The organism is Streptomyces sp. NBC_01233 (assembly GCF_035989305.1).
Taxonomy (GTDB): Bacteria; Actinomycetota; Actinomycetes; order Streptomycetales; family Streptomycetaceae; genus Streptomyces.
In genome coordinates this window covers 8,679,936-8,704,564 of the sequence record NZ_CP108514.1, presented here as the reverse complement: position 1 = coordinate 8,704,564, position 24,629 = coordinate 8,679,936, and the positions used below count along the sequence as shown (strand labels likewise).

The 24,629-nt window shown below is 75.2% G+C and carries 13 protein-coding genes; 9 read left to right on the top strand and 4 right to left on the bottom strand.

Features of this window, described 5'->3' with window-relative positions; translation table 11 throughout:
- Positions 1–56: 56 nt before the first annotated feature.
- The gene (locus OG332_RS40555) at positions 57–1,295 is read right to left on the bottom strand and encodes an MFS transporter (RefSeq protein WP_327418133.1); all 1,239 of its coding nucleotides are present in this window, start codon (positions 1,293–1,295) and stop codon (positions 57–59) included.
- Between the two features lie 20 nt (positions 1,296–1,315).
- On the opposite strand from OG332_RS40555, the gene OG332_RS40550 reads away from it, so the two are divergent.
- The 3 genes from OG332_RS40550 to OG332_RS40540 all read left to right on the top strand — a co-directional run bounded on the left by OG332_RS40550 (position 1,316) and on the right by OG332_RS40540 (position 4,524).
- Positions 1,316–1,450, top strand: a complete 135-nt coding sequence (locus OG332_RS40550) for a hypothetical protein (protein ID WP_327418132.1) — start codon at positions 1,316–1,318, stop codon at positions 1,448–1,450.
- 38 nt (positions 1,451–1,488) lie between these two features.
- On the top strand, positions 1,489–3,036 hold the full coding sequence (locus OG332_RS40545; RefSeq protein WP_442816404.1) for a molybdopterin-dependent oxidoreductase: 1,548 nt from the start codon (positions 1,489–1,491) through the stop codon (positions 3,034–3,036).
- A gap of 312 nt (positions 3,037–3,348) precedes the next feature.
- Positions 3,349–4,524 carry a serine hydrolase domain-containing protein gene (locus OG332_RS40540; RefSeq protein ID WP_327418130.1) on the top strand — a complete coding sequence of 392 codons (1,176 nt, stop codon included), beginning with the start codon at positions 3,349–3,351 and terminating at the stop codon, positions 4,522–4,524.
- 63 nt (positions 4,525–4,587) lie between these two features.
- Here the strand turns inward: OG332_RS40540 and OG332_RS40535 are convergent, their stop codons facing one another.
- From OG332_RS40535 to OG332_RS40525, 3 genes are all read right to left on the bottom strand, one after another.
- Complete coding sequence (locus OG332_RS40535) at positions 4,588–5,856, bottom strand: cytochrome P450 family protein (protein ID WP_327418129.1); 1,269 nt, start codon at positions 5,854–5,856, stop codon at positions 4,588–4,590.
- An 84-nt stretch (positions 5,857–5,940) separates the two neighbouring features.
- Positions 5,941–7,191 carry an Ig domain-containing protein gene (locus OG332_RS40530; protein WP_327418128.1) on the bottom strand — a complete coding sequence of 417 codons (1,251 nt, stop codon included), beginning with the start codon at positions 7,189–7,191 and terminating at the stop codon, positions 5,941–5,943.
- 89 nt (positions 7,192–7,280) lie between these two features.
- Positions 7,281–8,174: a LysR family transcriptional regulator gene (locus OG332_RS40525; protein WP_327418127.1), complete on the bottom strand. Its 894-nt coding sequence runs from the start codon at positions 8,172–8,174 to the stop codon at positions 7,281–7,283.
- Positions 8,175–8,655: 481 nt separating this feature from the next.
- On the opposite strand from OG332_RS40525, the gene OG332_RS40520 reads away from it, so the two are divergent.
- The 6 genes from OG332_RS40520 to OG332_RS40495 are packed head-to-tail and all read left to right on the top strand — an operon-like array spanning position 8,656 to position 24,427.
- Positions 8,656–15,489: an SDR family NAD(P)-dependent oxidoreductase gene (locus OG332_RS40520; RefSeq protein ID WP_442816289.1), complete on the top strand. Its 6,834-nt coding sequence runs from the start codon at positions 8,656–8,658 to the stop codon at positions 15,487–15,489.
- The gene (locus OG332_RS40515) at positions 15,482–20,221 is read left to right on the top strand and encodes a polyketide synthase (RefSeq protein WP_327418125.1); all 4,740 of its coding nucleotides are present in this window, start codon (positions 15,482–15,484) and stop codon (positions 20,219–20,221) included. The genes OG332_RS40520 and OG332_RS40515 overlap by 8 nt, the downstream gene beginning before the upstream one ends.
- Entirely contained in the window at positions 20,211–20,531 is a 321-nt protein-coding gene (locus OG332_RS40510; RefSeq protein WP_327418124.1) for an acyl carrier protein, read from the top strand. Before OG332_RS40515 ends, OG332_RS40510 begins: the two co-directional genes overlap by 11 nt.
- A 7-nt stretch (positions 20,532–20,538) precedes the next feature.
- Positions 20,539–21,405, top strand: coding sequence for an alpha/beta fold hydrolase (locus OG332_RS40505; protein WP_327418123.1), 867 nt, complete (start codon positions 20,539–20,541; stop codon positions 21,403–21,405).
- 2 nt (positions 21,406–21,407) lie between these two features.
- On the top strand, positions 21,408–22,574 hold the full coding sequence (locus OG332_RS40500; RefSeq protein WP_327419519.1) for a glycosyltransferase: 1,167 nt from the start codon (positions 21,408–21,410) through the stop codon (positions 22,572–22,574).
- A complete protein-coding gene (locus OG332_RS40495) occupies positions 22,571–24,427 on the top strand; it encodes a class I SAM-dependent methyltransferase (protein ID WP_327418122.1) in 1,857 nt (618 codons plus the stop codon). The genes OG332_RS40500 and OG332_RS40495 overlap by 4 nt, the downstream gene beginning before the upstream one ends.
- Positions 24,428–24,629 lie beyond the last annotated feature (202 nt).

Below are 24,629 nucleotides of genomic sequence, written 5' to 3'. Positions count from 1 at the left end.
ACCGTCCGGCCCGGACACCCGTTCGCCCGGTGTCCGGGCCGGCCCGTGGGAGGGGGTCATGACCCGCGCCGCTGCGCCACCCGTGCGGCCCCGGCCGCGGCCAGGCCGAGGACGGCGATCGAGACGGCCGAGACCAACAGGGTTTCCCGGGCTCCGAGTCCGGCCACCAGCGGGCCGCCCAGCACGGTACCGAGCGGGACCGAGAGCACGTGGACCGCCGAGCTCGCGGCCAGGGTCTGTGGAAGAAGGTGCCGCGGGGCCGAACGCTGGAGGAGGGCGGTGGACAGCGCGGCGTACGGAGGCCAGAGCAGACCGGCGGCGGCGAACCCGAGGACGGCGACGGTCGTCGGCGCTCCCAGCCCGGTCGGCAGCAGGAACACGCCGAAGGCGACGACGATGCCGGTCGTGGTCGGCCACATCGGCAAGCGGCTCAGGTACCCGGCCAGTACGGAGCCGAGGACCGCGCCGATACCGAACGCGGTGTAGAAGGCGGCCAGCAGACCCGCCGGGCCGCCCAGGCCGTCCGATACGTGCAGCGGCAGGGCGACGTACACGGGACCGAAGAGGCAGAAGAAGGCGGAGCTCAGGCCGAGCAGCCCCAGCAGGGCCGGAGTGCGGCGGATGACGGCGAATCCCGCGGTACGGGAACCGCCTTCCCCGGGTGCGGGCGCCTCGTCGCGGGGGACGCCGAAGAAGAACGTGGCGGCCAGGACGAGGAAGGTCGCCGCGTCGACAGCGATCACGGTCACGGCGCCACCCCGGAGGATGAGGGCGCCGGCGAGCGGCGGGCCGAGGACGGTGGAGAGCGAGCCGACACCGGACAGGACGGCGTTGCCGGCCAGATGATCGCGCTCCGGCAGCAGTCTGGCCAGCAAGGTGTAGACACCCGCCCGGCCCCACGAGTGAAGGACGGAAGAGACGGCGAGCAGCACGACGTACAGCTCGATGCTCAACGTCCCGAGGGCGTGACACACGGGAATCGCACCCAGGGCGGTGGCGCGCAGCAGCGCGTCGCAGGCGACCAGCCGGGCCGGGGACCGGTGGCGCAGGAACCGTCCCAGGAGGACCGCGCCCGCCGCGCCCGAGAGCGTGTAGGCGGCGGCTGCCAACGCGACCCATGTTCCGCGTTGTGCCGCCGGTGCGAGCTCGATCGCCAGCCAGCTCACGGCGACCACGGCCATGCCGTCGCCGAGCGACGAGACGGTGAATCCCGGTAACAGACGGCGCAGCGTCGAGTGGGTGAACACCGGCCAGTAGGGCGAGGTGGTGATGGTCCGGGTCGGCTTCAGAGGCACGACGGTTGCGCTTCCACGAGGTGACGGGGCTCCATGACGTCATCCTCACCGCGTACCCCGCCGCCGATGTGTTCCTTTCGCGCTGGGCACAAGACACCGACACTCCCCGCGGCGCCGCCGCGGAGCCGCCGGAGCGCGGCACACTGGCCGTGTGAAGGCAGACCCGAGCCGTTCCGTGCGGCCGCGGCGCACGCTGGGCGTCGTGAGCGGGCTCGTCGCGGCCGTCGCCGGGCTGGCGCTCGCGCAGCTGACCGCGGCGGCGGTCCGGCCCGAGGCCTCGCCGGTCACCGCCGTCGGCGGGGCGGTGGTCGACCTGACGCCCGTGGCCCTCCGGGAATGGGCGATCGGGCTGTTCGGCACCGCCGACAAGCTGGTGCTGACGCTCGGCATCATCGCCGTCCTGGCCGTGGTCGCGGCCCTGGCCGGGCTGCTCGCCATACGCCACCTCCCGGCCGGGATCGCGCTCGCGGGCGGATTCGGACTGTTGGGGGCGGCAGCCGCACTCAGCCGTCCGGAGGCCTCCTGGCGCGACCCGCTGCCCTCGCTGGTGGCCGGACTGACCGCGGCCGGGGTGCTGTACCTGCTGATCACCGCGGCGACGCGGCCCCGGCCGGCCGGGTCACCACCCTCCGGGACCTGGGCGATGGACCGGCGCGGCTTCGGCCGGCTGGTCACCGCCGTCCTGGTGGGCTCGGCCGCGGCAGGCTTCGCCGGGCGGCGTCTGGGTGCCCACGGTTCGGCCGGCGCCACCGCCTCCCGGGCCCGCTTCGTCCTCCCCCGGCCCACCGTGCCCGCGCTGCCGGTACCGGCCGGGGCCGACCTGCGGGTGCCCGGGCTCTCCCCGTTCCTCACACCCGACCGCGACTTCTACCGGGTGGACACCGCCCTGGTCGTCCCCCGCGTGAACGCGGACACCTGGCGGCTGCGCATCCACGGGGAGGGGGTCGCCCGGCCCCTCGACCTCGATCTCCGGGAGCTGCTCGACCGGCCGCTGGTCGAGCACGACATCACCCTCACCTGCGTGTCCAACGAGGTCGGCGGCCCGTACGCGGGCAACGCCCGCTGGCTCGGCGTACGCCTCGCCGACCTGCTGCGGGAGGCGGGCGTGCGGCCGCCGTCCCAGGGCGGTCCGGCCGACCAGCTCGTGGCGCGTTCGGTGGACGGCATGACGATCGGCACGCCCGTCGAGGCCGTCATGGACGGCCGGGCGGCGCTGCTGGCCGTCGGCATGAACGGCGAACCGCTGCCCTTCGCGCACGGGTTCCCCGTCCGGATGGTCGTACCGGGCCTGTACGGGTACGTCTCCGCCTGCAAATGGCTGACCGAGCTGCGGCTGACCACCTTCGCCGCGTACGACGCCTACTGGGTGCGCAGGTCCTGGGCCCAGCAGGCCCCGGTCAAGACGCAGTCGCGGATCGACACCCCGCGCCCGTACGCCGGCCTGACGCCGGGCCGGGTGGCGGTCGCCGGGGTGGCGTGGGCGCAGCACCGCGGGATCGAGGCGGTCGAGGTACGCGTGGACGCCGGCCCCTGGCAGCAGGCGCGGCTCGGGGCCGCGGACGGGGTCGACACCTGGCGGCAGTGGGTGTGGCCGTGGGAGGCGACCCCCGGACGGCACACGCTGGAGGTCCGTGCGACGGACGGCACGGGCGCCGTCCAGACCGGGGTCCGCACCGGAACCGTGCCGGACGGGGCGACCGGGTGGCACGCGGTGGAGGTACAGGTCAAAGCCCTCGGCTGAACGGCCTCGGCTGCACGTCCACGGAACAATCCGTCCATCGTTCGGGTGCTGACGATCGGACTGTGCCACTGATATCCGGGCGTTCATCGTGGTGCTCCCGGAGATCCATCCGGGCGGGGTGAACACCGATCGCGGGCTGGCTGAGCACGGACCTGACGCCGCCGGGCGCGGGCTGACAGGCCGGCGCGTCACTCCCGGAACGCTTCCGGAGTGCAACGGGCGACACCCCCCGTTAGCCTGCGTGACGGGGCCTGCAACCGCGAGCCGGGGGAACCGGGAACCTTCGCCTTCGACCCGCAGGGAGGCACCACTGTGCGCAGTTCCAGGATCCTCACCCTCACCTGTCTGAACCTGCTCCTGGGCGCTTCGCTGGCCGGCGGATGCACCCTCAGCCGAGCCGAGAGCGCCGCGAAGCAATGTCCGTCCGGCCAGATCTCCCGGGGCGGCACGTGCCTCCCCGGCGATACGGAGGACTTCACCGGGCAGCAGGTCGCCGACGCGCTCGCGAAGTACAGGCTGACGGCGGCGATGGCCGAGGTGTGGGTCGACGGCGAGCGCGTCTCGGCCGCCGCGGCCGGGGAGACGATGACGGGCTTCCCCGCGACGACGGACATGCGTTTCCGCATCGGATCGGTCGCCATCCCCTATCTGACGACCTCACTGCTCAAGCTCGTCGACGAGGGCGAGGTCGCGCTCGACGACAAGATCTCCCGATGGCGCCCGGACCTCCCCCACGCGGACGAGATCACGCTGAAGATGCTGGCCTCGACCTCCTCCGGGTACGCGGACTACGTCACGGACCGGACCTTCATCGCCGATCTCTACAAGAACCCCTTCCGGACCTGGACGGCGGAGGAGCGCGTGAAGATCTCGGTCTCCAAGCCCCTGGTGCTGCCCCCCGGTTCGGGCTTCGCCTACTCGCACGCCAACTGGGTGATCCTGGGCGACATCATCTCGAGGGTGAGGCACAAGCCCCTCCACGAGGTGATGGTCCAGGACGTCCTCGGGCCGCTCGGCCTGAGCCACACCGCGATCTCGTCGAAGGCGGACATCCCCGAGCCGGTGCTGCACTCCTTCGACAACGAGCGGGGCGTGTTCGAGGACGCCACCTACTGGAATCCGTCGTGGACGCTCGCGCCGGGCGCGGTGATGACGGGAACGCTGGAGGACATGGCGAAGTCCTTCGCGGCGATCGGTGACGGGAAGCTGCTGACGCCCGAGTCGCACAAGGCCCAGCTGACCGGCGTCGTGAAGGTCAAGGGGGACACCTGGTTCGCGCTGGGCCTGCCCGTGCAGAACACCTGGATCGTCCAGAACCCGTCCTTCGCCGGCTACGAGGGCACGGTCGCCTACCTGCCGTCCAGGAAGCTCGCCATCGCGACGGTGGCGACGCAGGGCCTCGGCAGCACCGTCCAGAACGCGAGCTCCAACGTGCTGCAGGCGATCGCCGCGCACCTGGCCCCGGAACAGCCCCTCACTCTGGGATGACGGTCCGCCGCCCGCTCGGGCGCCGGTCCCGGCGGGGCCGGTCGCGGCGGGCGGCGGACGACGCTAGTTTCCGGCCAGGCGGACCGGGAGCGTCTCCACGCTGTTGCCGATGAAGCTGCGCTGGTGCGGGAGCTCGGCCTCGGGGGCGGCGAGGTCGAGGTCGGGGAAGCGGGTGAAGAGCCGCTCCAGCGCGGTGGTGGCCTCCAGGCGGGCGAGCGGGGCGCCCACGCAGTAGTGGGCGCCGTGCCCGAAGGAGAGGTTGCGGGCGGCGGTGGGGCGGGTGATGTCGAAGCGGTCGGCGTCCGGGCCGTGGAAGGCCTCGTCCCGGCCGGCGGCGGTGTAGCCGGCGAGCACCGGGGTGCCCTGCGGGATGACGGCGCCGTCCACGGTCAGGTCGCGGGTGGGGTAGCGGAAGGGGAACCAGCTGACCGGACCGTCCCAGCGCAGGGTCTCGTCCACCACGTCCGACCAGGTCGCCTTGGACTCCAGAACGAGGTCGAGCTGGTCGCGGTGGGTGCACAGGGCGCGCACGGCGTTGCTGATGAGGTTGAGGGTGGTCTCGTGACCCGCGACGAGCATCAGCCTCATCGTGCCGATGAGTTCGGCCTCACTGAGCCGGTCGCCGTCGTCGTCGCGGGCGGCTATCAGGGCGCTGGTGAGGTCGTCGCCCGGGGCCTCCCGGCGGGTGGCGGCGATCGTGCCCATGAGCTCGACCAGCTCCCGTACGGCGGCCATCGCCTCGGCGGGGGTGGTGTCGGTGGCGATGATGACCTTGTTGGACAGGTGGTGCAGCCGGCCCCGGTGCTCGGGGTTCACCCCGAGCAGTTCGCAGATGACGCTCATCGGGAGCGGGAGCGCGAAGTGCTCGCGCAGGTCGGCGACCCCGTCGGGGGCTTCGGCCGCGGCCCGGGCGAGGTCGTCGAGGAAACCGGCGGTCAACTCCTCGACGCGCGGCCGCAGCCTTTCCACCTGGCGGGCCGTGAAGGCCTTGCCGACCAGGGCGCGGAGCCGGCGGTGGTCCTCGTCGTCGGCGGTGTGCATGCCCTGGGCGTTGGCGAAGGCCCGCAGCGGCCAGTCCCGGGGGATGGTGCCGTCGTGCAGGGCCGGGAAGTGCCGGGCGTCCTTGGCCACTTCGGGGTGGCCGAGGAACTCCTTCAGCGCGTCGTGGCCCAGGACGACCGCTCCGGGCACCCCGCCGGGGAGTACGACCTCCGCCACCGGGCCGTGCTCGGCGCGCAGCCGGGCGTTGAGGGCGTGGGGGCAGCCTCCGGCGGGGTCGATGACGTGCGGGGAGCCCGAGGCGGACGGGACGGGTGAAATGGGGGACGACAAACCGGCTCTCCTGACCTGATGGACGAAACTCGGTCAACAGTGCGGCCTCGGGGGCACCTTGGACAAGCCCGCTCTCCTCGCGTCTCAGAACCAGTTGACGGTGAGGGAGAAGGCCGCGGCGGCGGTGGCCCCGGTGGAGTCGGTCGCGGTGGCGGTGACCTGGACCGTGCCGCTGCCCCAGGGCTTGCCGGTGATCCGGCCGGAGGCGCTGTCGAGGGTCAGGCCCCAGGGCAGGCCGGTGGCGGCGTACCGGACGGGGGGCTTTCCGCCGGTGGTGGTGAGCTGGATGGTGCAGGGCTGGTTGAACTTGCACGCCTGCGGTCCGGGGTTGGTGAGCCTCAGGTCACCGGGGGTGGGAGTCGGGGTCGGCGTGGGGGTGGGAGTCGGCGTGGGAGTCGGCGTGGTGCCGCAGCCCGGGGTGGCCTCCGGCGGCAGCGCGACCCGCCAGACCTGGGTGTCGTTCTCCGACCCGACGAGCAGGCTCGTGCAGTCCGCGTACGTCACCGTCTCGCCCTGCGACTGGGCCGGGAGGGCGACGTCCGCGAGCTTGACCCCCGCCGTGTCGTACACGGAGGCCGTGTTGGCTCCCAGTGGCCCGCCGCTGCGCAGGGTGTACGAGGCGCCCGAGGGGGAGAACGCGCCGTCGGTGGCGAACACCGGGCCGGGCCGGACCGGCGTGAGGGTGTTGATCTGCCCTGACACGGGTGGCAGCGGGGCCTGGTACAGCCGGCCGGCGGATCCGATGAGCTTGCTCGCGACGTACAGCCGGCCGGTCACGGGATCGGCGAGCAGGGACTCCGCGTCATGCTTGCCGTCGGCGTAGGAGAAGCGGTACGTCACGGGTGTGACCGTGGCGTTGGCCAGCTGGTCGGGCTCGGCGAATCCGTGCACGGTGATCTCCGCTCGGCTGCTGAGGTTGTCGCCGATGTCGCCGACCAGGATCGCCGGGCCGCCCGAGGCGTCCTTGCCGAGCGCGAGGCCCTCCCAGTCGGTGTTGCCGACGCCGGAAAGGGTGAAGGTGGCCAGCAGCCGGCCGGTGGCGCCGTTGCAGTCGACGGCGAAGACCTGGTTCGTGTTCCCGCTGTCGTTGACGGCGTAGAAGACGCCGGGGTGTTTGCGGCTCATGGCGAGTCCGCTGAACTCGGCCAGGCCGCCGGGGAGGGTGCACTTCTTCTCCGGCGCGAGCGCTCGGGTTCCGGCGGCCGCCGCCGCGGCGGACGGGGCCGGGGAGGCGGTGGCGCTGGCGCTGGCCGTCCAGGCGACCGCGGGCAGGATCGTAGCGAGGGCGGCGGTCGCGAGGGCGGCGGCCCGTGGGGGTGTCAGGAGTCGGGACATGCGCACCATGTGACGGGACATCAGCCGGGCCCGCCAGGCCCAATCCCCTCCCGTTCGAGCATCGTTCAATGCCGAGGGGGCATGCCCCGTCAGCGCACCGGCTCCCGGACCGGTCCCTTGTGTCCGGCCTGTGCGATGAACGCACGGGCCGCGCGGCTCAGCGGCCGACGGGCGTGGGCGATGCCCACCGGACGCAGCAGCGGCGGGGTGAAGGAGCGGATCTCGGCCCGGCTCCCGAAGGCCCTCAGCACCACGTCGCGGTACCAGATGAGCGAGCCGCGGCCGTCCGTCACTCCGGTCACCCAGGCGAGGCGTTCGTCGACCTCCAGGGAGGGGACGGGCCGTACCCCGAGGCAGCTGAACATGGCCTCCATCTCGGTACGCCGGCCGGTCCCCGGGGTCGGCAGCACCATCGGCAGCCCGTCGAGCATGCGCAGCGGCATGGGATGCGGCAGCCGGGAGCCGACCGGGGAGATCAGTACCACCTCGCGCTCCTGGATGAAGTGGGTGGAGAGCTCCTTGTCGACGGGCAGGTCGACCAGGGCCAACTCCGCCCTGCCCTGGTTCAGTTCCTCGACGAGGACCTCTCTGCTGTCGTGCTGCTGGAGGCGGACGTCGACCGTCGGGTGCCGCTCGGTGAAGGCCGCGACCAGGTCGGAGGCCAGGTCGAGGGCGAGGGTGGGGGTGGTGACGAGGGTCAGGACGGCCCGGGTGTCCCTGCCGTGCGGGGTCCCGATGTCGTCGATGGCCTCCACCGCGTTGAGCACGGTGCGGGCCAGCCGGACGACCCGGGCCCCCTCCGGCGTGAGGTCCACCCCCCTTCCCCGGCGGGCGAGGAGCTCGACGCCGAGATCGCGTTCCATGGCCTGGACGGCCCGGGACAGGGCAGACTGGGCGACGAAGACCGAGGCGGCGGCGCCGGTGATGGACCGGCAGTCGGCGACGGCGACGAGGTAGCGGAGCTGCGCCAGCGTGGGGGTCATGACCGGACGGTAACCGCGCGAGGCCGTACCTGTAAGGGCTCGACGGGTGAACAACTGACCGGGTGCGGCTTCGTGTTCATGCCCGGTCGGCGGATAGGCATGCCCATGCGGCATGCCCGCGGGGACGCACTGCCGCGGGTCGCGCCGCGGGGTCGGCCCATCGTGGCGGGAAACGTCGCAGGCCACGGCTCGGCCGGGGCGGATCGCGGGTCCGATCGGGGGGCGCGCCGGGCGGTCCGCGCTGACCGAGGGAGCGAAGTACCGTACTCCGCATAGCTGTTGACAGTGCACGGCCGTCACCGCACGATGCATCGCGGCATGAGGGTGTTTGACCACTGTTCAAGCCTGCCCCCGCACGCCGGCCGAGGTGCGAGACCGCCGCACTCCCCTCCTCGCGCTCTGCCGCCTCCTCCGCTCTCCGTTCTGCCGTTCTTCCGTCCTGCACTCCGCCATGTCACACCGCACTGGAAGAGGAGCGCCCGTGACCCCCCATCCCCCGCAGTCCGCCGCCACCCGCGATCTGGTCGTCGCGGTCAGTCCCTTCGAGGAGCCCCGCCCGGGAATCGTGACCGCCGCCGCACGCGCCGGGGCCCTCGGACTGCTCGACCTCGGCCGGGACGCGAACGCCGCACGGGACGGCCTCGCGGAGTCGGGCCGCCGGCTCGGCGGCAGCGGCAGATACGGAGTGCGGGTGCCCGCGGGCTGCCCGCTCGGACCGGAGGAACTGCCGGCCGAGGTGGACACCGTGCTGCTCGCCGACACCGGGTGGCACACCCCGGAGCGGGTGGCCGCGTGGGCCGCCGCGGCCGGCCGGCCCCGCGTGTGGGCCGAGGTCACCAGCCTGGCGGAGGCCACGACCGCCGTGGCCGCGGGGGCGGACTCGCTCGTCGCCAAGGGCCACGAGGCCGGCGGCCGGGTGGGCGCGGCCACCACCTTCGTACTGCTCCAGCAGCTGCTCGGGGACCCCTCGATCCGGGTACCCGTACGGGCCTGTGGCGGGATCGGCCCGCACACGGCGGCCGCGGCCGTCGCGGGCGGCGCCACCGGGGTACTCCTCGACGCACAACTGGCCCTGACCGTCGAGGGCGAGGCCGGGTTACCGGCAGAAGTGGCCGCCGCGCTCCGGGCGATGGACGGTTCCGAGACCCGGATCATCGACGGGCACCGGGTGTTCGCACGACCCGACCTCACCCCGCCCGAGGGGCCGGCGCACCTGCTGCTCGGCGCCCGGGACCTGCGGACGCAGCTGCTGCCCGTCGGACAGGACGGATCCTGCGCGGCCCGGCTCGCCGAGCGCCACCGGACCACCGGCGGCGTGCTCCTCGCCGTACGGGCGGCCATCCGCGGGCACGTGGAGGCGGCTGCCCGGACCCGGCCGCCGGCCGTCGTGCAGGGGCCGATGACCCGGGTGAGCGACCAGGCGGCCTTCGCCGAGGCGGTCGCCACCGCGGGCGGGGTCCCGTACCTGGCGCTCGCGGTGATGGAGGGCCCGGACGTACGCCGGCTCCTGGCCGAGACCGCGGAACGGCTCGGGGAACGCCCCTGGGGCGTGGGGCTGCTCGGCTTCGCCCCGCCCGAGCTGCGGCGGGCGCAGCTGGCGGCCGTGACCGGGGCCCGTCCACCGCACGCGATCATCGCCGGGGGCACCCCGGCGCAGGCGGCCCCACTGGAGGCGGCCGGGATCCGCACCCACCTGCACGTGCCCTCGCCCGGCCTGCTGGAGCGGTACCTCGCCGAGGGGGCGCGGCGGTTCGTCTTCGAGGGGCTGGAGTGCGGCGGACACGTCGGGCCGCGCGCCTCGTTCCCGCTGTGGGAGGAGCAGATCGAGCGGCTGCTGTCCTGCCCCGAACCCGAGGCGCTGGACCTGCTGTTCGCGGGCGGGATCCACGACGAGCGGTCCGCCGCGATGGCGTTGGCGGCCGCGGCTCCGCTGGCCGGGCGCGGCGCGCGGATCGGGGTGCTGATGGGCACCGCGTACCTGTTCACCGAGGAGGCCGTGGCGGCGGGCGCGGTACTGCCGGGCTTCCAGCGGGCGGCGGTGGAGTGCGCGGACACCGTACTGCTGCGCACCGCGCCCGGGCACGCCACCCGCTGTGCGGACACCCCGTACGCCGAGACCTTCGAGGCGACCCGGCGGCGGCTCGCGCAGAGCGGCGTGGAACCGCGCGAGATGTGGGAGGAGCTGGAGCGGCTCAACCTCGGGCGGCTGCGGGTCGCCAGCAAGGGCCTGCGGCGCGCGACGGACCGGCTGGAGGCCGTCGACGAGGAACAGCAGTACGCGGAGGGGCTGTTCATGCTCGGGCAGGCCGCGACCCTGCGCACCGGGACCACCACGATCGCCGCACTGCACGCGCAGGTCACCGAAGGAGCCACCGCACTGCTGCAGCGCCGCGCCCGGGACTTCGCGGACGGCGGGGCCGCGCAGGCGCCCGACCCGCTCGACATCGCCATCGTCGGCATGGCCTGCGCCTACCCCGGCGCGCCGGACCTCGCCGCCTACTGGGCGATGGTCCTGGCCGGGACGGACGCCGTCACGGAGGTGCCGGCCGAGCGCTGGGACCCGGCGCTCTACTACGACCCCGACCCGGCCCGGGCCGGGGAGCGCACGCCCTCCCGCTGGGGCGGCTTCCTCGGTCCGGTGCCCTTCGACGCCCTCGCGCACGGCATCCCGCCCTCCTCCCTCGCCGGGATCGAGCCGGTGCAGCTGCTGGCCCTGGAGATCTCGGCGCGGGCCCTCCGCGACGCCGGCTACGGCAAGGAGCGCGCCTTCGACCGCTCGCGGACCTCGGTGGTCTTCGGCGCGGAGGCCGGTACCGAACTGGCGGGCGCGTACGGGCTGCGCGCCCTGCACCCCGCCTACCTGGGCGAGCTGCCGACCTCCCTGGACGAGCAACTGCCGCGGCTCACCGAGGACTCCTTCCCCGGGATCCTCGCCAACGTCATCGCGGGCCGGGTCGCCAACCGGCTCGACCTGGGCGGGGCGAACTGCACGGTCGACGCCGCCTGCGCCTCCTCCCTCGCCGCCCTGGACCTCGCCTGCCGCCAACTGCGCGACGGGGACAGCAACATGGTGTTGTGCGGGGGCGCCGACGTACACAACGGGATCAACGACTACCTGATGTTCGCCTCCGTCCGCGCCCTCTCGCCCGGCGGCCGCTGCCGGCCCTTCGACGCGGCCGCCGACGGGATCGCCCTCGGCGAGGGGGTGGGGGCGCTCGTCCTGAAGCGGCTGGCGGACGCGGAGCGGGACGGCGACCGGGTGTACGCCGTGATCAAGGCGGTGGGGTCCGCCAGCGACGGCCGCTCCCTCGGCCTGACCGCACCCCGCCCGGAAGGACAGCGGCGGGCCCTGGAGCGGGCCTACGCACGGGCCGGCATCGCCCCGGCCGAGGTGGGTCTGGTCGAGGCGCACGGCACCGGCACGGTGGTCGGCGACAGCACCGAACTGGCCGTCCTCAGCGACCTGTTCACCGCCTCCGGAGCCACCAGCGGTTCCTGCGCCCTGGGCTCCGTCAAATCCCAGCTCGGCCACACCAAGTGCGCCGCGGGACTCGCCGGGCTCATCAAGGCCGCCCGGGCCGTCCACACGGGCGTCAGGCCGCCCACCCTGCACATCGACACGCCGAACCCGGCCTGGCGGGCGCAGACCAGCCCGTTCTCCTTCGACACCGAGGCGCGCCCCTGGCCCGTACCCGCGGAGCGGCGGATCGCCGGAGTGAGCGCCTTCGGCTTCGGCGGCACCAACTACCATGCGGTGCTGGCCGGGTACGGGGGCGCGGAGGAGCCCCGGCACGGCCTGGAGGAGTGGCCGGCCGAGCTGTTCTGCTTCCGCGGCGCGGACCGGAAGGCGGCCGGCCGCGCGATGGCCCGGCTCGCGGCCCGCCTGGAGGAGAACGACACGGCGGGACGCCCCTGGCCCCTGCGCGACCTCGCGGCGGAAACCGCCGCCGGCTCCGACCCGGTCCAGGTGGCGATCGTGGCCGCCGACCTCGACGAACTGGCGGCCCGCCTCGAACAGGCCTGCACCTTCACCCACGGCACGGGCATCCACATCACGAGGGAGAACCCGGGCCTCACCGCCTTCCTCTTCCCCGGCCAGGGCAGCCAACGCCCGGGCATGTTCAACGAGTTGTTCACCTCCTTCCCCGCCCTGCGCACCCTCCTGGACTCGGCTCCGCCCCCCGTCGTGTCGGCGATGTTCCCGCCGGCGGCCTTCACCGCCGAGGGACGGGCGGCCCAAAAGGCGGCCGTCACCGACACCCGCGTGGCCCAGCCGGCCCTGGGACTGGCGGGGGCAGCGGCGCATCTGCTGCTCGGCGAGCTCGGCGTACGGCCGCACTGCGTGGCCGGGCACTCGTACGGGGAGCTCACCGCGCTCTGGGCGGCCGGGGTCTACGACACCGAGAGCCTGCTACGGCTGAGCGCGCGCCGCGCCGAGGCGATCCTGAAGGCCGCCGGCGCGGACCCGGGCTCGATGGCGGCCGTCTCAGCGACGCCGGACGAGGTCGCCGCACGCACCGGATGCACCATCGCGAACCACAACGCCCCCCGCCAGTGCGTGATCTCGGGCCCCACACCCTCCGTCGAAGAGGCGGTATCCGCACTCCGCGAGGCGGGACTGTCGGCAGAGCCCCTCCCGGTGGCCTGCGCCTTCCACAGCGAGGTGGTGTCAGAGGCGTCGAAGGACCTCGCCACGGCACTGGCGGACACACCGATGGCAGCCCCGGCCCTCCCCGTCTGGTCGAACACGACAGGGCGCCCGTATCCGACATCGGCCGAGGAGATCCAGCACCTCCTGGCCCGCCAGGTCGCGGAGCCGGTCCGGTTCGTCGACGAGGTCGAGGCCATGTACGCGGCCGGCGTCCGCACCTTCGTGGAGGCGGGTCCCGGCCGGGTCCTCACCGCCCTGATCGGCCGCATCCTGTCCGACCGCCCCCACACGGTGGTCCCGCTGGACGTACCGGGCGAACACGGCCTGGTCCGGCTGGTCACCGCACTGGCGGAACTGACCTCGGCAGGTGTGCCGGTGGCACCGGAGGCCCTGTTCCGCGGCCGCACCACCCGCCTCCCGGAGCGCGCCCCGCGCCGCCCGGGCTGGCTGGTGGACGGCCACCTGGTCCGCACGGCAGCCGGCACCCCGGTCCCCGGCGGCCTCCGCCCCGCCCAACGCGTGGCGCCGACCCCACGCCAAGCCCCGCCCACGGAAACCGGTGCGAATGGAGGTGCGGGAATGACCGCGCGTCGGACCACAGATGAGACCGCAGGTACCGAGACGGGCAGGACGGCAGGTCGCGAGGAGGCGGTCCTGGAGTACCTCCGCAGCACCCGGGAACTGGTCGCGGCGCAGCGGGACGTCCTGCTGGGTTACCTGGGCGCGCCGACGAACGGGCCGGAGGCCGCTTCCGCCGGGGCCGGGAGTGTGCCGGGCCGATCCCCGCAGGGCGACGAACGCAATACGGCCCGGCCCGCCTACCCCCCGCCACGTTCGGCGCCCGAGGAGACGCCCCGGCGCGCGCCCGGCCCCACCCCTCCCCCAAGCCCCGGCGAAGCCGCGCCCCCCGCCCGGTCCCCCGAGGCGGTCATGGAGGTCGTCCTGGAGATCGTCCACACCCGGACCGGATACCCGTTGGACATGCTCGACCCCGACCTGGACCTGGAGGCCGACCTCTCCATCGACTCCATCAAGCGCGTGGAGATCATCGGAGCCCTGGCCGACCGGATCGGGCTCCCCCAGGACCCGGGCGGCTCCGCCGAGTCCGCGGTCGAGGAGCTGTCCCGGATCAAGACGCTGCGGGCCATAGTCGAGTGGATCACCACGCACACCGGACCACAGCCGGACCCTCGTCCGGCACCCCCCGCCCAACCGTCCGCACCCCCGCTCACCCGCCTCCGGGTGGACACCGTCCCCGCACCCCCCGCCACCCCGGCCCCGGAAGCCCTCCGCGGCCTGCGGATCGGAGTGGTCGACGACGGCCAGGGCCTCGCCCAGGCGCTCGCCACGGCACTGGAGGCATACGGGGCCGAGCCACTCCCCCTCACCGAACCCGAGCCCGGTTTCGACGCGATCGTCGACCTGACCGGTCTGCGGACCGGTTCGGAGCCCGTCCTCCCCCGGCTCTTCCCCGCGCTGCGCCGCACCCTCACGGACGGAACGCAGCGGCTGCTGCTCGTCACCGCACCCGGCGCCCCCGCCGCCGGCCTGCACGGCTTCGCCCGCAGCGCCGCCCTCGAATTCCCCGGCACGCTCGTCCGCGCCGTGGACGTCCACCCCAAGGAGGCCCCCGAACAGGTCGCCGCGCAACTCCTGGCAGAACTGAGCTGCAACACCCCCCACTCGTCCGTCGGGTACACGACCGAGGGCGCCCGTACCACCCGCGCACCCATTCCGGCCCCACTGACCCCACCCGCCCCAGCCGGAGGCACACCGGCCGCGGGCACCGCGCCGCCCCTGGGCCCCGACTCCGTCGTCCTGCTCACCGGCGGAGCCCGCGGCATCACCGCCCGCACCGCCCTGGCCCTGGCCCACGCCACGGGATGCCACATCGAGCTCCTCGGCCGCACCCCCGAACCCGCCCCCGCCTCCCCCTCCGCGGACGAGTTCGCCCAGGCCCAGGACCGGGTCGCCCTCCGCGCCGCCCTGATCGCCGCGGGGCTCCGTACGCCCGCGGAGATCGAGGCCGCGGCCTCGCGGATCCTCGCCGAGCGCGAGGTGCGCGCCACCCTGGCCGCACTCACCGCGGCGGCCGCGTCCGTGCGCTACCACTGCGCGGACGTCACCGACGAGCAGGCCGTACGGGCCGTCGTGGCCGACGTACGGGGGCGCCACGGCCGGCTCGACGGCATCGTGCACGGCGCCGGAGTCCTGCGCGACGGCCTGCTGAGCGACAAGCAACCGGCCGACTTCACGCACGTGTTCACCACGAAGGTGGCCGGCGCCCGCCACCTGGCGGCCGCGTCCGCCGAACACGGCTCGGCGCCCGCCCCCCGCTTCCTGGCCCTGTTCGGGAGCGTGGCCGGGGTCTACGGCAATCGCGGCCAGACCGACTACGCCGCGGCCAACGACGCCCTCGACGGCCTCGCGCACAGCTGGGCGGAGTCGTTCCCGGGCCGGGTGCTGTCGGTCGACTGGGGCCCCTGGGCCGCGGAGGCGGGCGGGATGGTCACCCCCGAGCTGGAGCGTGCGTACGCCCGGCGCGGCATCCCGCTCATCGATCCGACGGCCGGCACCGCCGCGTTCCTCGCCGAGCTGTCGCACGGAACCGACGTACAGGTGGTCCTGATGGCAAGGGCACGGGAGGACGGAGGCGATGAGTAGCCAACGCAACGGCACCGCCCCCCGCCCCACCGACGCCGCCATCGTCGGCATGGGCGCCGTCTTCCCCGGCGCGCCCGACCTGGCCTCCTACCGCCGCAACCTCCTCGCCGGTACGGACTCCATCGGCGAGGTCCCCCCGGGCCGCTGGGACCCCGAGGTGTACTACGACCCCAGCGCCGGACCCGCCTCGGGACCCGCGGCCGGCGACCGGTTCTACTGCCGCAGGGGCGGCTTCGTCGACGGCCTCGCCGCCTTCGACCCGACCCGGTTCGGGATCATGACGGCCGCCGTGGAGGGGGCCGAGCCCGATCAGATGCTGGCCCTGCACGCGACGCCGGAGGCGATCGCCGACGCGGGCGGCGAGGACCGGCTGCCTGCCGACCGCTCGCGGATCGCAGTGGTGCTGGGCCGCGGCGGGTTCATGGGCGTGGCCACGGCCCGCCTCGACCAACGGGTGCGTACCGCGCACCAGTTGGCCCAGACCTTGCGGGAGCTGGCGCCGGAGTTGGGCGAGCGGCGGATCGCAGCGGTGCGCTCGGCCTTCCAGGACGCGCTGGGGCCGGAGCGGCCGGACGCCTCGATCGGGCTGGTGCCGAGCTTCACGGCCGCGCGGACCGCGAACCGGCTGGACTTCCGCGGCCCCGCCTACACCCTGGACGCGGCCTGCGCCTCCTCCCTGCTGGCGGTGGACCAGGCGGTGGGGCTGCTGGCCTCGGACCGCTGTGACGCGGTGGTCGCGGGGGCGGTGCACCACTGCCACATCGCGACGCTGTGGAGCGTGTTCACGCAGTTGCGGGCGCTGAGCCCGAGCGAGCGGATCCGGCCCTTCGACCGGAGGGCCGACGGGACCCTGCTGTCCGAGGGGACCGGGGTGGTGCTGCTGAAGCGGCTGGCGGACGCCCAGCGGGACGGCGACCGCGTGTACGCGGTGATCCGCGGGACGGGCGTGGCCGGGGACGGCCGGGCGGCGAGCCTGATGAGCCCCCTGGTCGCCGGCCAGGTACGAGCCCTGGAGCGGGCCTGGCGGGAGGCCGGCCTGGATCCGCGGGCGCCGGGCGCGCTGGGCCTGCTGGAGGCGCACGGGACGGGCACCCCGGTCGGCGACGCGGCCGAACTGGACACCCTGGCCCAGGTGTTCGGCCCGCCCGAGCCGGGCGACCGGCGCGGCATCGGCTTCGGTTCGGTGAAGTCGATGCTCGGGCACACCATGCAGGCCTCGGGCATGGCCGGGCTGATCAAGGCCGCGCTCGCGGTACACGAAGGGGTGCTGCCGCCGACGCTGCACCTGGAGGAGCCGCACCCGGACCTGGCCCGCACCCGGATGCGGCCGGTGACGGCGGCGGAGCCGTGGGAGCGGGGGCCGGCGCCCCGCCGGGCCGGGGTCAACGCGTTCGGCTTCGGCGGGATCAACGCGCACGTGGTCCTGGAGGAGGCTCCGGCGGCCGCGCGCCCGCCGCTTCCGGTGCGACGGTTCCTGCCACTGGGAGCCGCGGCCGCGCCGGTGGGGCCGGCCGCGCGGGCCGACGTACTCCTGATCGGCGCGGACGGCCCGGCGCAGCTGTCGGCCCGGCTGGCGTCCGATCCCCCTGTGTCCGGCGGCGACGGGCCCTGCCGGGTCGCGGTGGTCGGGCCGACGCCGCAGCGGCTCGCGCTGGCCGCGAAGGCGGTGGCGCGGGGCCGGCCGTGGCGGGGGCGCGGGGAGGTGTGGTTCACGCCGGAGCCGCTGGGCGGCCGGGTGGCGTTCCTGTTCCCGGGCCTGGAGCCGGAGTTCGCCCCCGTGATCGACGACGTGGCGGACCGGCTCGCGCTGGCGCCGCCCCGGCTCACCCGGGGCGCGACCCTCGTGGAACGGGCCCTGGACGCGATCGCGACCGGCCGCTTCTTCGCCCGGGTGCTGCCCGGACTCGGCATCGAGGCCGATGTGCTGGCGGGCCACAGCCTGGGCGAGTGGGCGGCGATGGTGGCCGCTGGGATGTACCCGCAGGAGGCGGCCGACACCTTCCTGGACTCGCTGCGGCCGGACGATCTGCGGGTCCCGGACCTCGTGTACGCGGCACTGGGCTGTGGCGCCCGGCGGGCCGAGGCGGCACTGCACGGCCTGGACGCGGTGGTGGTCAGCCACGACAACTGCCCGCACCAGTCGGTGGTCTGCGGGGATCCGGACCAAGTCTCCGCGGTGGTACAGCGGTTGCGCGCCGACGGGGTGCTCGGCCAGGAACTGCCGTTCCGCTCGGGCTTCCACACCCCCATGTGGGAGCCGTACCTCGGCCAGGTCCGCGCCGCCTTCGACCGGCTGCCGCTGCGGTCCGGTTCCCTCCCGGTGTGGTCGGCGACCACGTGCGAGCCGTTCCCGTCGGCGCCGCAGGAGGTGCGTGACCTGGTGGTCCGCCACCTCCTGGAGCCGGTCCGCTTCCGCGAGTTGACGCTGCGGCTGTACGAGGAGGAGGGCGTGCGCAGCTTCGTCACACTGGGGCCGGGCAGCCTGCCGGGCTTCGTCGAGGACACCCTGCGCGAGCGTCCCCACCTCTCGGTGTCGACCTCCTCCCCCCGTCTGCCGGGCCTGGCGGCGCTGAACCGCACCTGCGCCGCGCTCTGGGCCGAGGGGTACGCACCGCGCTGGGGGCTCCTGGCCGGGGCGGACCCGGCGGCCGGTTCGGCGCTTCGCCCCGGCCCGGCCGCGCCGCAGCCGGTACCCGCCGGACCGGGACTCCGCGTGCCCCTGGACCTGGGGTCCCCGCTGGTCCGCCTGAGCGAGGCGGCCCGCGCCTCCCTGAGCGGCCTCCTCACCCCGGGCACGGCCCCGGCCGCCGCCCCGAGCACGGCTCCGGCCCCGGTCCCGGTCGTCCTCGCAGCCTCGGGCCCGTCGGCCGGGCCGGCTCCGGCCCCGGCCCGGCCGACGGGCACTCCCGCGCCCCGGTCCGCGGCGGCGGGAGCGGCCCGCCCGGTGCTGCTCTCCGCCCTGGACGCGGTGCTGGCCGACGCCGGCTCGGCCGCCCGGGCCGTCACCGACGCCTGGTCGACCGCAGGACCGCCGAAGGCCCCGGCAGAGGCACAGGCGCAGGCCACGGCACCGGCACCGCCGCCGGCTCAAGCCCTCAACGGTTCGGGAAGGTCCACGGGGAAGGAACTCCTGCGGCTCTCGCTCGCCGCACTGCCCTACGTACGCGACCACTGCGTGTACCTCCAGCCCGACGGCTGGCCGGAGGATTCCGACCGGTTCCCCGTCGTGCCCATGACCACCATGCTGGAGCTGGCCGCCGACGCCGCCCGGCGGCACGCCCCGCCCGGCCTCGCCGTCGTCGGCTACGAGGACGTACGGGCCCTGCGGTGGCTGGCCGTCGAGCCGGCCGTCGACGTCGAGATCCGCGTCCACGGTGACGGGCCCGGCCGGTTGCGCGTCGCCCTCGGGGAGTACGCCTCGGTCGTCGTGCTGCTCGGCGAGCGGTACGGGGAGCCGCCCGCACCCGACGACACGCCGCTGCGCGACCCCCGGCCCGCGCCCGTCAGCGCCGCGGCCCTGTACCGGGACCGCTGGATGTTCCACGGGCCGCGCTTCGCCGGGGTCCACGAGGTGCGCACCGTCGGCTCGGACGGCATCCACGGCGTGCTGCGGGCCCTGCCCGACCCCGGCGCGCTCCTCGACGCCGCCGGGCAGCTCTTCGGGCACTGGATGCAGCTGCGGCTCCCGGTGGACCGGCTGGTCTTTCCGGCCACCGTGGACCGCATCCGGTTCTCCGGGCCGCCGCCGGCCCCGCAGGAGCTGATCACCGCCACCGCCCGGATCCGCGAGGTGCACGACGTCACCGTGCGGGGTGACCTCGAACTGCGCCGGGCCTGCGGCGGGGTGTGGGCCCGGATCGAGGGGTGGACGTACCGCCGGTTCGGCGCCGACGAGCGGGTCTGGCCGATGAAGTTCACCCCGGAGGTCTGCGGGATCGGCGAGCCCCGGCCCGAGGGCTGGTGCCTGGCCCGGCGCCGCTGGACCGATCCCGCCTCGCAGGAGCTGGTGATGCGCCGCTACCTGGGCGCCGCCGAGCGGGCCGCCTACGAGCGGCTGCCGCCGCGCGCCCGGGCACCCTGGCTGCTGGGCCGGATCGCGGCCAAGGACGCCCTGCGCGGGCTCTTGTGGGACGGCGGAGCCGGGCCGGTGTTCCCGGCGGAGGTGCCGATCGGCAACGATCCGGCCGGCCGGCCGCTCGCCGAGGGCCCGCTGACCCGGGGCCACCGGCTGTCCATCGCCCACAAGGACCGGATCGCGGTCGCCCTCGCCGACCCTGCGCGGCCGGTCGGCATCGACGTGGAGCCGGTGACCGCCGACCCGGACGCGCTGATCCGGATCGCCCTCGGGCAGGACGAACTCCGCCTCGCCGAACGGCTGGCGGCCCGCGGGGGCACCGGTCTGCCGGCCGCCCTCACCGCCCTGTGGTGCGCCAAGGAGGCCGCCGCCAAGGCGGACGGCGGCGGGCTGGGCGGCCGGCCGCGGGACTGGCGGGTGGCCGGTGATCCGGATTCCGGCGCCCTGCTCGTGACGTCCCCGGACGGGCACCCGTACCCGATCCGCACGACACGGCTCGGCACACCGCTCACCTGGCCACCGCTGACCGGCACGCCGCCCGCCGGCGCCGAGCCCGCCGACCCGGCGCCGCCCGACCACGTCGTCGCCTGGACCGCCCGTCCGACCGCGCCCTCCCCCGTCCCCTTCCACCTCACGGAGAACCGTCATGGCAACTGACATCCTCACCGAGATCACGGGCATGCTCGTGGAGATCGTCGGCGACGAGTACCTCCTCGCGGAGGAGGTCACGATGAAGACGACGTTCAACGAGGACCTCGCCCTGGAGAGCATCGAGTTCGTGGCCCTCGCCGAGCTGCTCCACCACCGTTACGGCGCCGACGTGGACCTGATGGGCTTCCTGGCGGAGAAGGACATGGACGCCATCCTGGCCATGTCCGTCGGCGAGCTCGTCACCCACATCGGCCGGATCACGCACACCTCCCTGGCCCGGGTCTCGGCGGGCGACTCGCCCGCGTCGGCCGGCTGAGCCCGCCATGGCCGTCGTCCTCGCCAACTCCCTGCGCTTCCACGTCCAGCGGCTCCCGGCCGCCGACGGAGCCGACGCCCCGGACCGCCCGGTCGTGGTCTTCCTGCACGGGCTGGTCGTCGACAACCTCTCCTCCTTCTACTGCCCCCTGGCCGTGCCGGTGGCCCGGGCCGGGCACGAAGCCGTCCTCTACGACCTGCGCGGCCACGGCCGTACCGAGCGCCCGGCCTCCGGCTACGACAGCCGCACCGCCGTACGGGACCTCTTCGCCCTGCTCGGCGCGCTGGGCCTCGGGCAGCGCCCGGTCCACCTGGTCGGCAACAGCTACGGCGGGACCCTCGCCCTGCACGCCGCCCTGGCCCGGCCCGACCTCGTCGCCGGGCTCACCCTCCTCGAACCCCCGCTCGGCGGGGCGTGGGTGGAGAACATGGTGGACACCCTGTCGGCGGCCGCGCTCAGCCTGGAGGACAGCCCGGTCCCCGCCGAGCTGCTCACCCTGCGCCTGCGCAAGGCCGCCAACCTCACGGCCATCGCCGACGCCCTCCTCAACCGCACCACGCTCATCGACGACATCGCCGCGAGCCGCACCTTCACCCCGGCCGACTACGCCCGGCTGCGCTGCCCGGTCCTGGCCGTCTGCGGCGAGCACTCCGAACTGGTGCCGGGGGCCCGGGAGCTGGCCCGCCACGCCCCGCGGGGGGCGCTGCGGATCCTGCCGGGTCTGGGGCACGACGTGCTCAAGGAGAGCAGTGGGGTGCTACGGGAGTCCGTGCTGGCCCATCTCGACGCGACAGCCGCGAGGGCTCCGGCGGACTCGACCGCCACGACGGCTGCGGCAGCGGTACGGCCGCGGGCGGGAGCGCTGGTCCGGTGAAGGTGCTGTTCACCGTGCCCCCGCTGGCGGGGCACGTCAATCCGACGGTGGCCGTCGGGGCCGAACTGGCGGCCCGGGGACACGAGATCGCCTGGGCGGGGCCGGCCTCCGCGCTGGCCCGGCTGCTGCCCGCGCAGGCGCGGATCCTGCCGGCCGGCGAGGAGGCGGGCGGCGGGTACTCGGCGCTGCACGAGCGCTGGCGCGATCTGCGCGGGGTGGGGGCGCTGCGGTTCCTGTGGGAGGAGGCGCTGGTTCCGCTCGCCCGGGCGATGGTGCCGGGGGTGGAACGGGCCGTCCGGGCGTTCGGGCCGGACGTGATGGTCGCCGACCAGCAGGCCCTGGCCGGGCCGCTGGTCGCCCGGCGGCTCGGGGTGCCGTGGGCGACCTCCGCCAGCACCTCGGCGGAACTGACCCGGCCCTTCGCGGACTTCCCGAAGGTCGGGGAGTGGGTGGCCGGGCAGATCTCCGGCCTGCTCGCGGAGTTCGGTGACGCGGCGCGGGAGTCCGGGGGCTGGGACCCGCGGTTCTCGGAGCGGCTGGTCCTGGTCTTCTCCACTCCCGAACTCGTCGGAACCGCCGGGGAGTTCCCGGCCCACCACGCCTACGTCGGGCCGGCCTTCGGGGCCCGGCCGGTCGCGCCCGGATTCCCCTGGCAGCGGCTGGACCCGGCGCGGCGGCGGGTGCTGGTGTCCCTGGGCACCCTCAACCAGGAGGCCGGTGCCCGCTTCTACGGCGCGGTACTGGGAGCCGCCGAACGGCTCGCCGAGGAGGTCCAGTTCGTGCTGGCGGCGCCCTCCGCGCTCATCGGGCCGGTGCCCGGCCACGTACTGCTCCAGGAGAGCGTCCCGCAGCTGGAACTGCTGCCGCACCTGGACGCGGTGGTCTGCCACGCCGGCCACAACACCGTCTGCGAGGCCCTCGCGCACGGGCTGCCGCTGGTCGTCGCCCCGATCCGGGACGACCAGCCGATCGTGGCCCGGCAGGTGGTCGAGGCAGGAGCCGGAATCCGGGTGCGCTTCGGCAGGACCCGGGCCGAGGAACTGCGCGACGCGCTCACGGCCGTGCTGGACGATCCCGGCCCCCGCCGGGCCGCCCGGCGGATCCAGACCTCATTCGCCGCGGCGGGCGGGGCTGCCGCCGCGGCCGACCGGTTGGAGAAGCTGCTATGACGCCACCCCCGCTCTCCCGGGTCCGGTGGACCTCCGCGGTGTTACTGGCCGCACTCGCCGCGGGCACCGTACGCGCCGGGCGCCGGCTTCGGGCGATCCCGGTGCTGCCCGCGACCCCGTCCGCGGCAGCCGGCGTGCCGCGGCCGGCCGGATGGCGGCTGCTCACCGCCCGCGGCGTCGAGCCCGATGCGGCCACCTTCCTCGCCGCCTGCGCACACGCCGAAAGGGAGGGGCTGCGGGTGCTGGACCTGCTGCCCGCGGACCTGGCCGCCGAGCGGGCGCTGGGGCTCCTGCGGCTGGTCGATCCCGCCCGGTACCGGTGGGACCGGCTCGGTGAGGGGCGCGGGGCCGGGTTCGCCGTGCTCGTCGCCGAGGAGGTGCTGGCGCGGGCCGGGGTGGATCCCGTCGGGCCGCGCCCCCATCCGGCGGAACTCAGCGCACTGACCCGCCGGTTGAAGGAGTACGCCGCCGACGCGACCGGCCTGGCCATCGCCCCCGGCCTGAGCTGTGGAGGACCCGACGAGCCCCGGGGACCGGCACGGGTCGCCGAGCTGCGGGCCCGGGGGCTGCCGCCGGGGGCGCTGGCCGCCGCGCAGCTCGGCGGGCTGGCGCTGCTGGCGGGTGTCGCGCTGCGCCAGGGCCGGTGGGGCGCGGCCGCGGCCGGGCTGTACTGGCTCCAGCCGTACCTCGCCCTGGGCGGGCCGGGCTCCCCGCTGAGGCCCGCCGATCTGGCCCGGGCCACCGCGGCCCGGCCGCTGCGCTCGCTCGACGCCGCCCTGCGTACGGCCGCGGCGGCCGGCTGGGACGCAAGCGGCGAGGACCGCGCGCGGGCCGCCGCCTATCAGGCCGAACTGACCACGGGTGTCGCACACTTCCTCGACCCGCGCCGCCCGGACTGCCCGTGGTGCGGCTCCGGCCGGCTCGCCGTCCGGGTCCGGGTGCCCGACCTGCTCCAGGGCAAACCGGTCCTCTTCACCCTGGAACAGTGCGGGGAGTGCGGGCACGTCTTCCAGAACCCCCGACTGACCCCGGAGGGCCTGGAGTTCTACTACCGAGACTTCTACGACGGGCGCGGCGGCGAGGGCGCGGGCACGGTCTTCGGAAGGCTGGGCGCCGCCTACCGGGGGCGCGCCGAGATGCTCCTGCCGCACGCCGAGCCGTTGTCCTGGCTCGATGTGGGCACCGGACACGGCCACTTCTGCAACACGGCGCGGGCCGTCTGGCCGCGGACCCGTTTCGACGGGCTCGACATGGGCGACGGGGTCCGCGAGGCGGAGCGCCGCGGCTGGGTGGAGACCGGGTACCAGGGGCAGTTCCCGGAGTTCGCGTCGAAGCTGGCGGGCCAGTACGAGGTGGTCAGCATGTACCACTACCTGGAACACACCCGGGATCCGCTCGCCGAACTGGACGCGGCGGCCTCCGTCCTGGCCCCCGGCGGCTTCCTGACCATCGAGCTGCCCGACCCGGAATCACGGATGGCCCGGCTGCTCGGCCCCGTGTGGCTGCCCTGGTTCCAGCCCCAGCACCAGCACCTGGTGCCCGCCGCGAACCTGCGCGAGGCACTGGCCGACCGGGGGTTCACCGTCCTCGCCGAGGAGCACGGACCGGCCCACCAGGGCAACGACTTCTTCGGCGCGGTGGCGCTCACGGCGACGCGGCTGGCCCCGGACCCGGACCGCCCGTGGGGTCCCCCGGCCACGGCCCGCACCCGGGCCCTCGCCCACGCCGTTCGGCTGGCCGCCCTGCCGGCCTTCGCGGGCGCGGCGGTACTCGACGCCCTGCGCACGGCGGCGGCCCACCGCACGGACGGCGGCAACGCCTACCGGATGCTGGCCCGCAAGGACACGCCGTGACGGGCCCGGGAGCCTCCGGGCGCCGGTTGCCCCCGGCTGCGGGAGCCGATCCGGCCTCGCCCGGGGGGACCCCAGGACGGAGTCCGGGGGAGTTCGAGGCGCGGGGTCCGGGGCGGAGCCCCGGTTTCCGCCCGGACGGGACGGAGGCCCCAGGCCCTGCCGGAGGCGACTCGGCTGACCCCGCCGGAGGCGACCTGGCCAG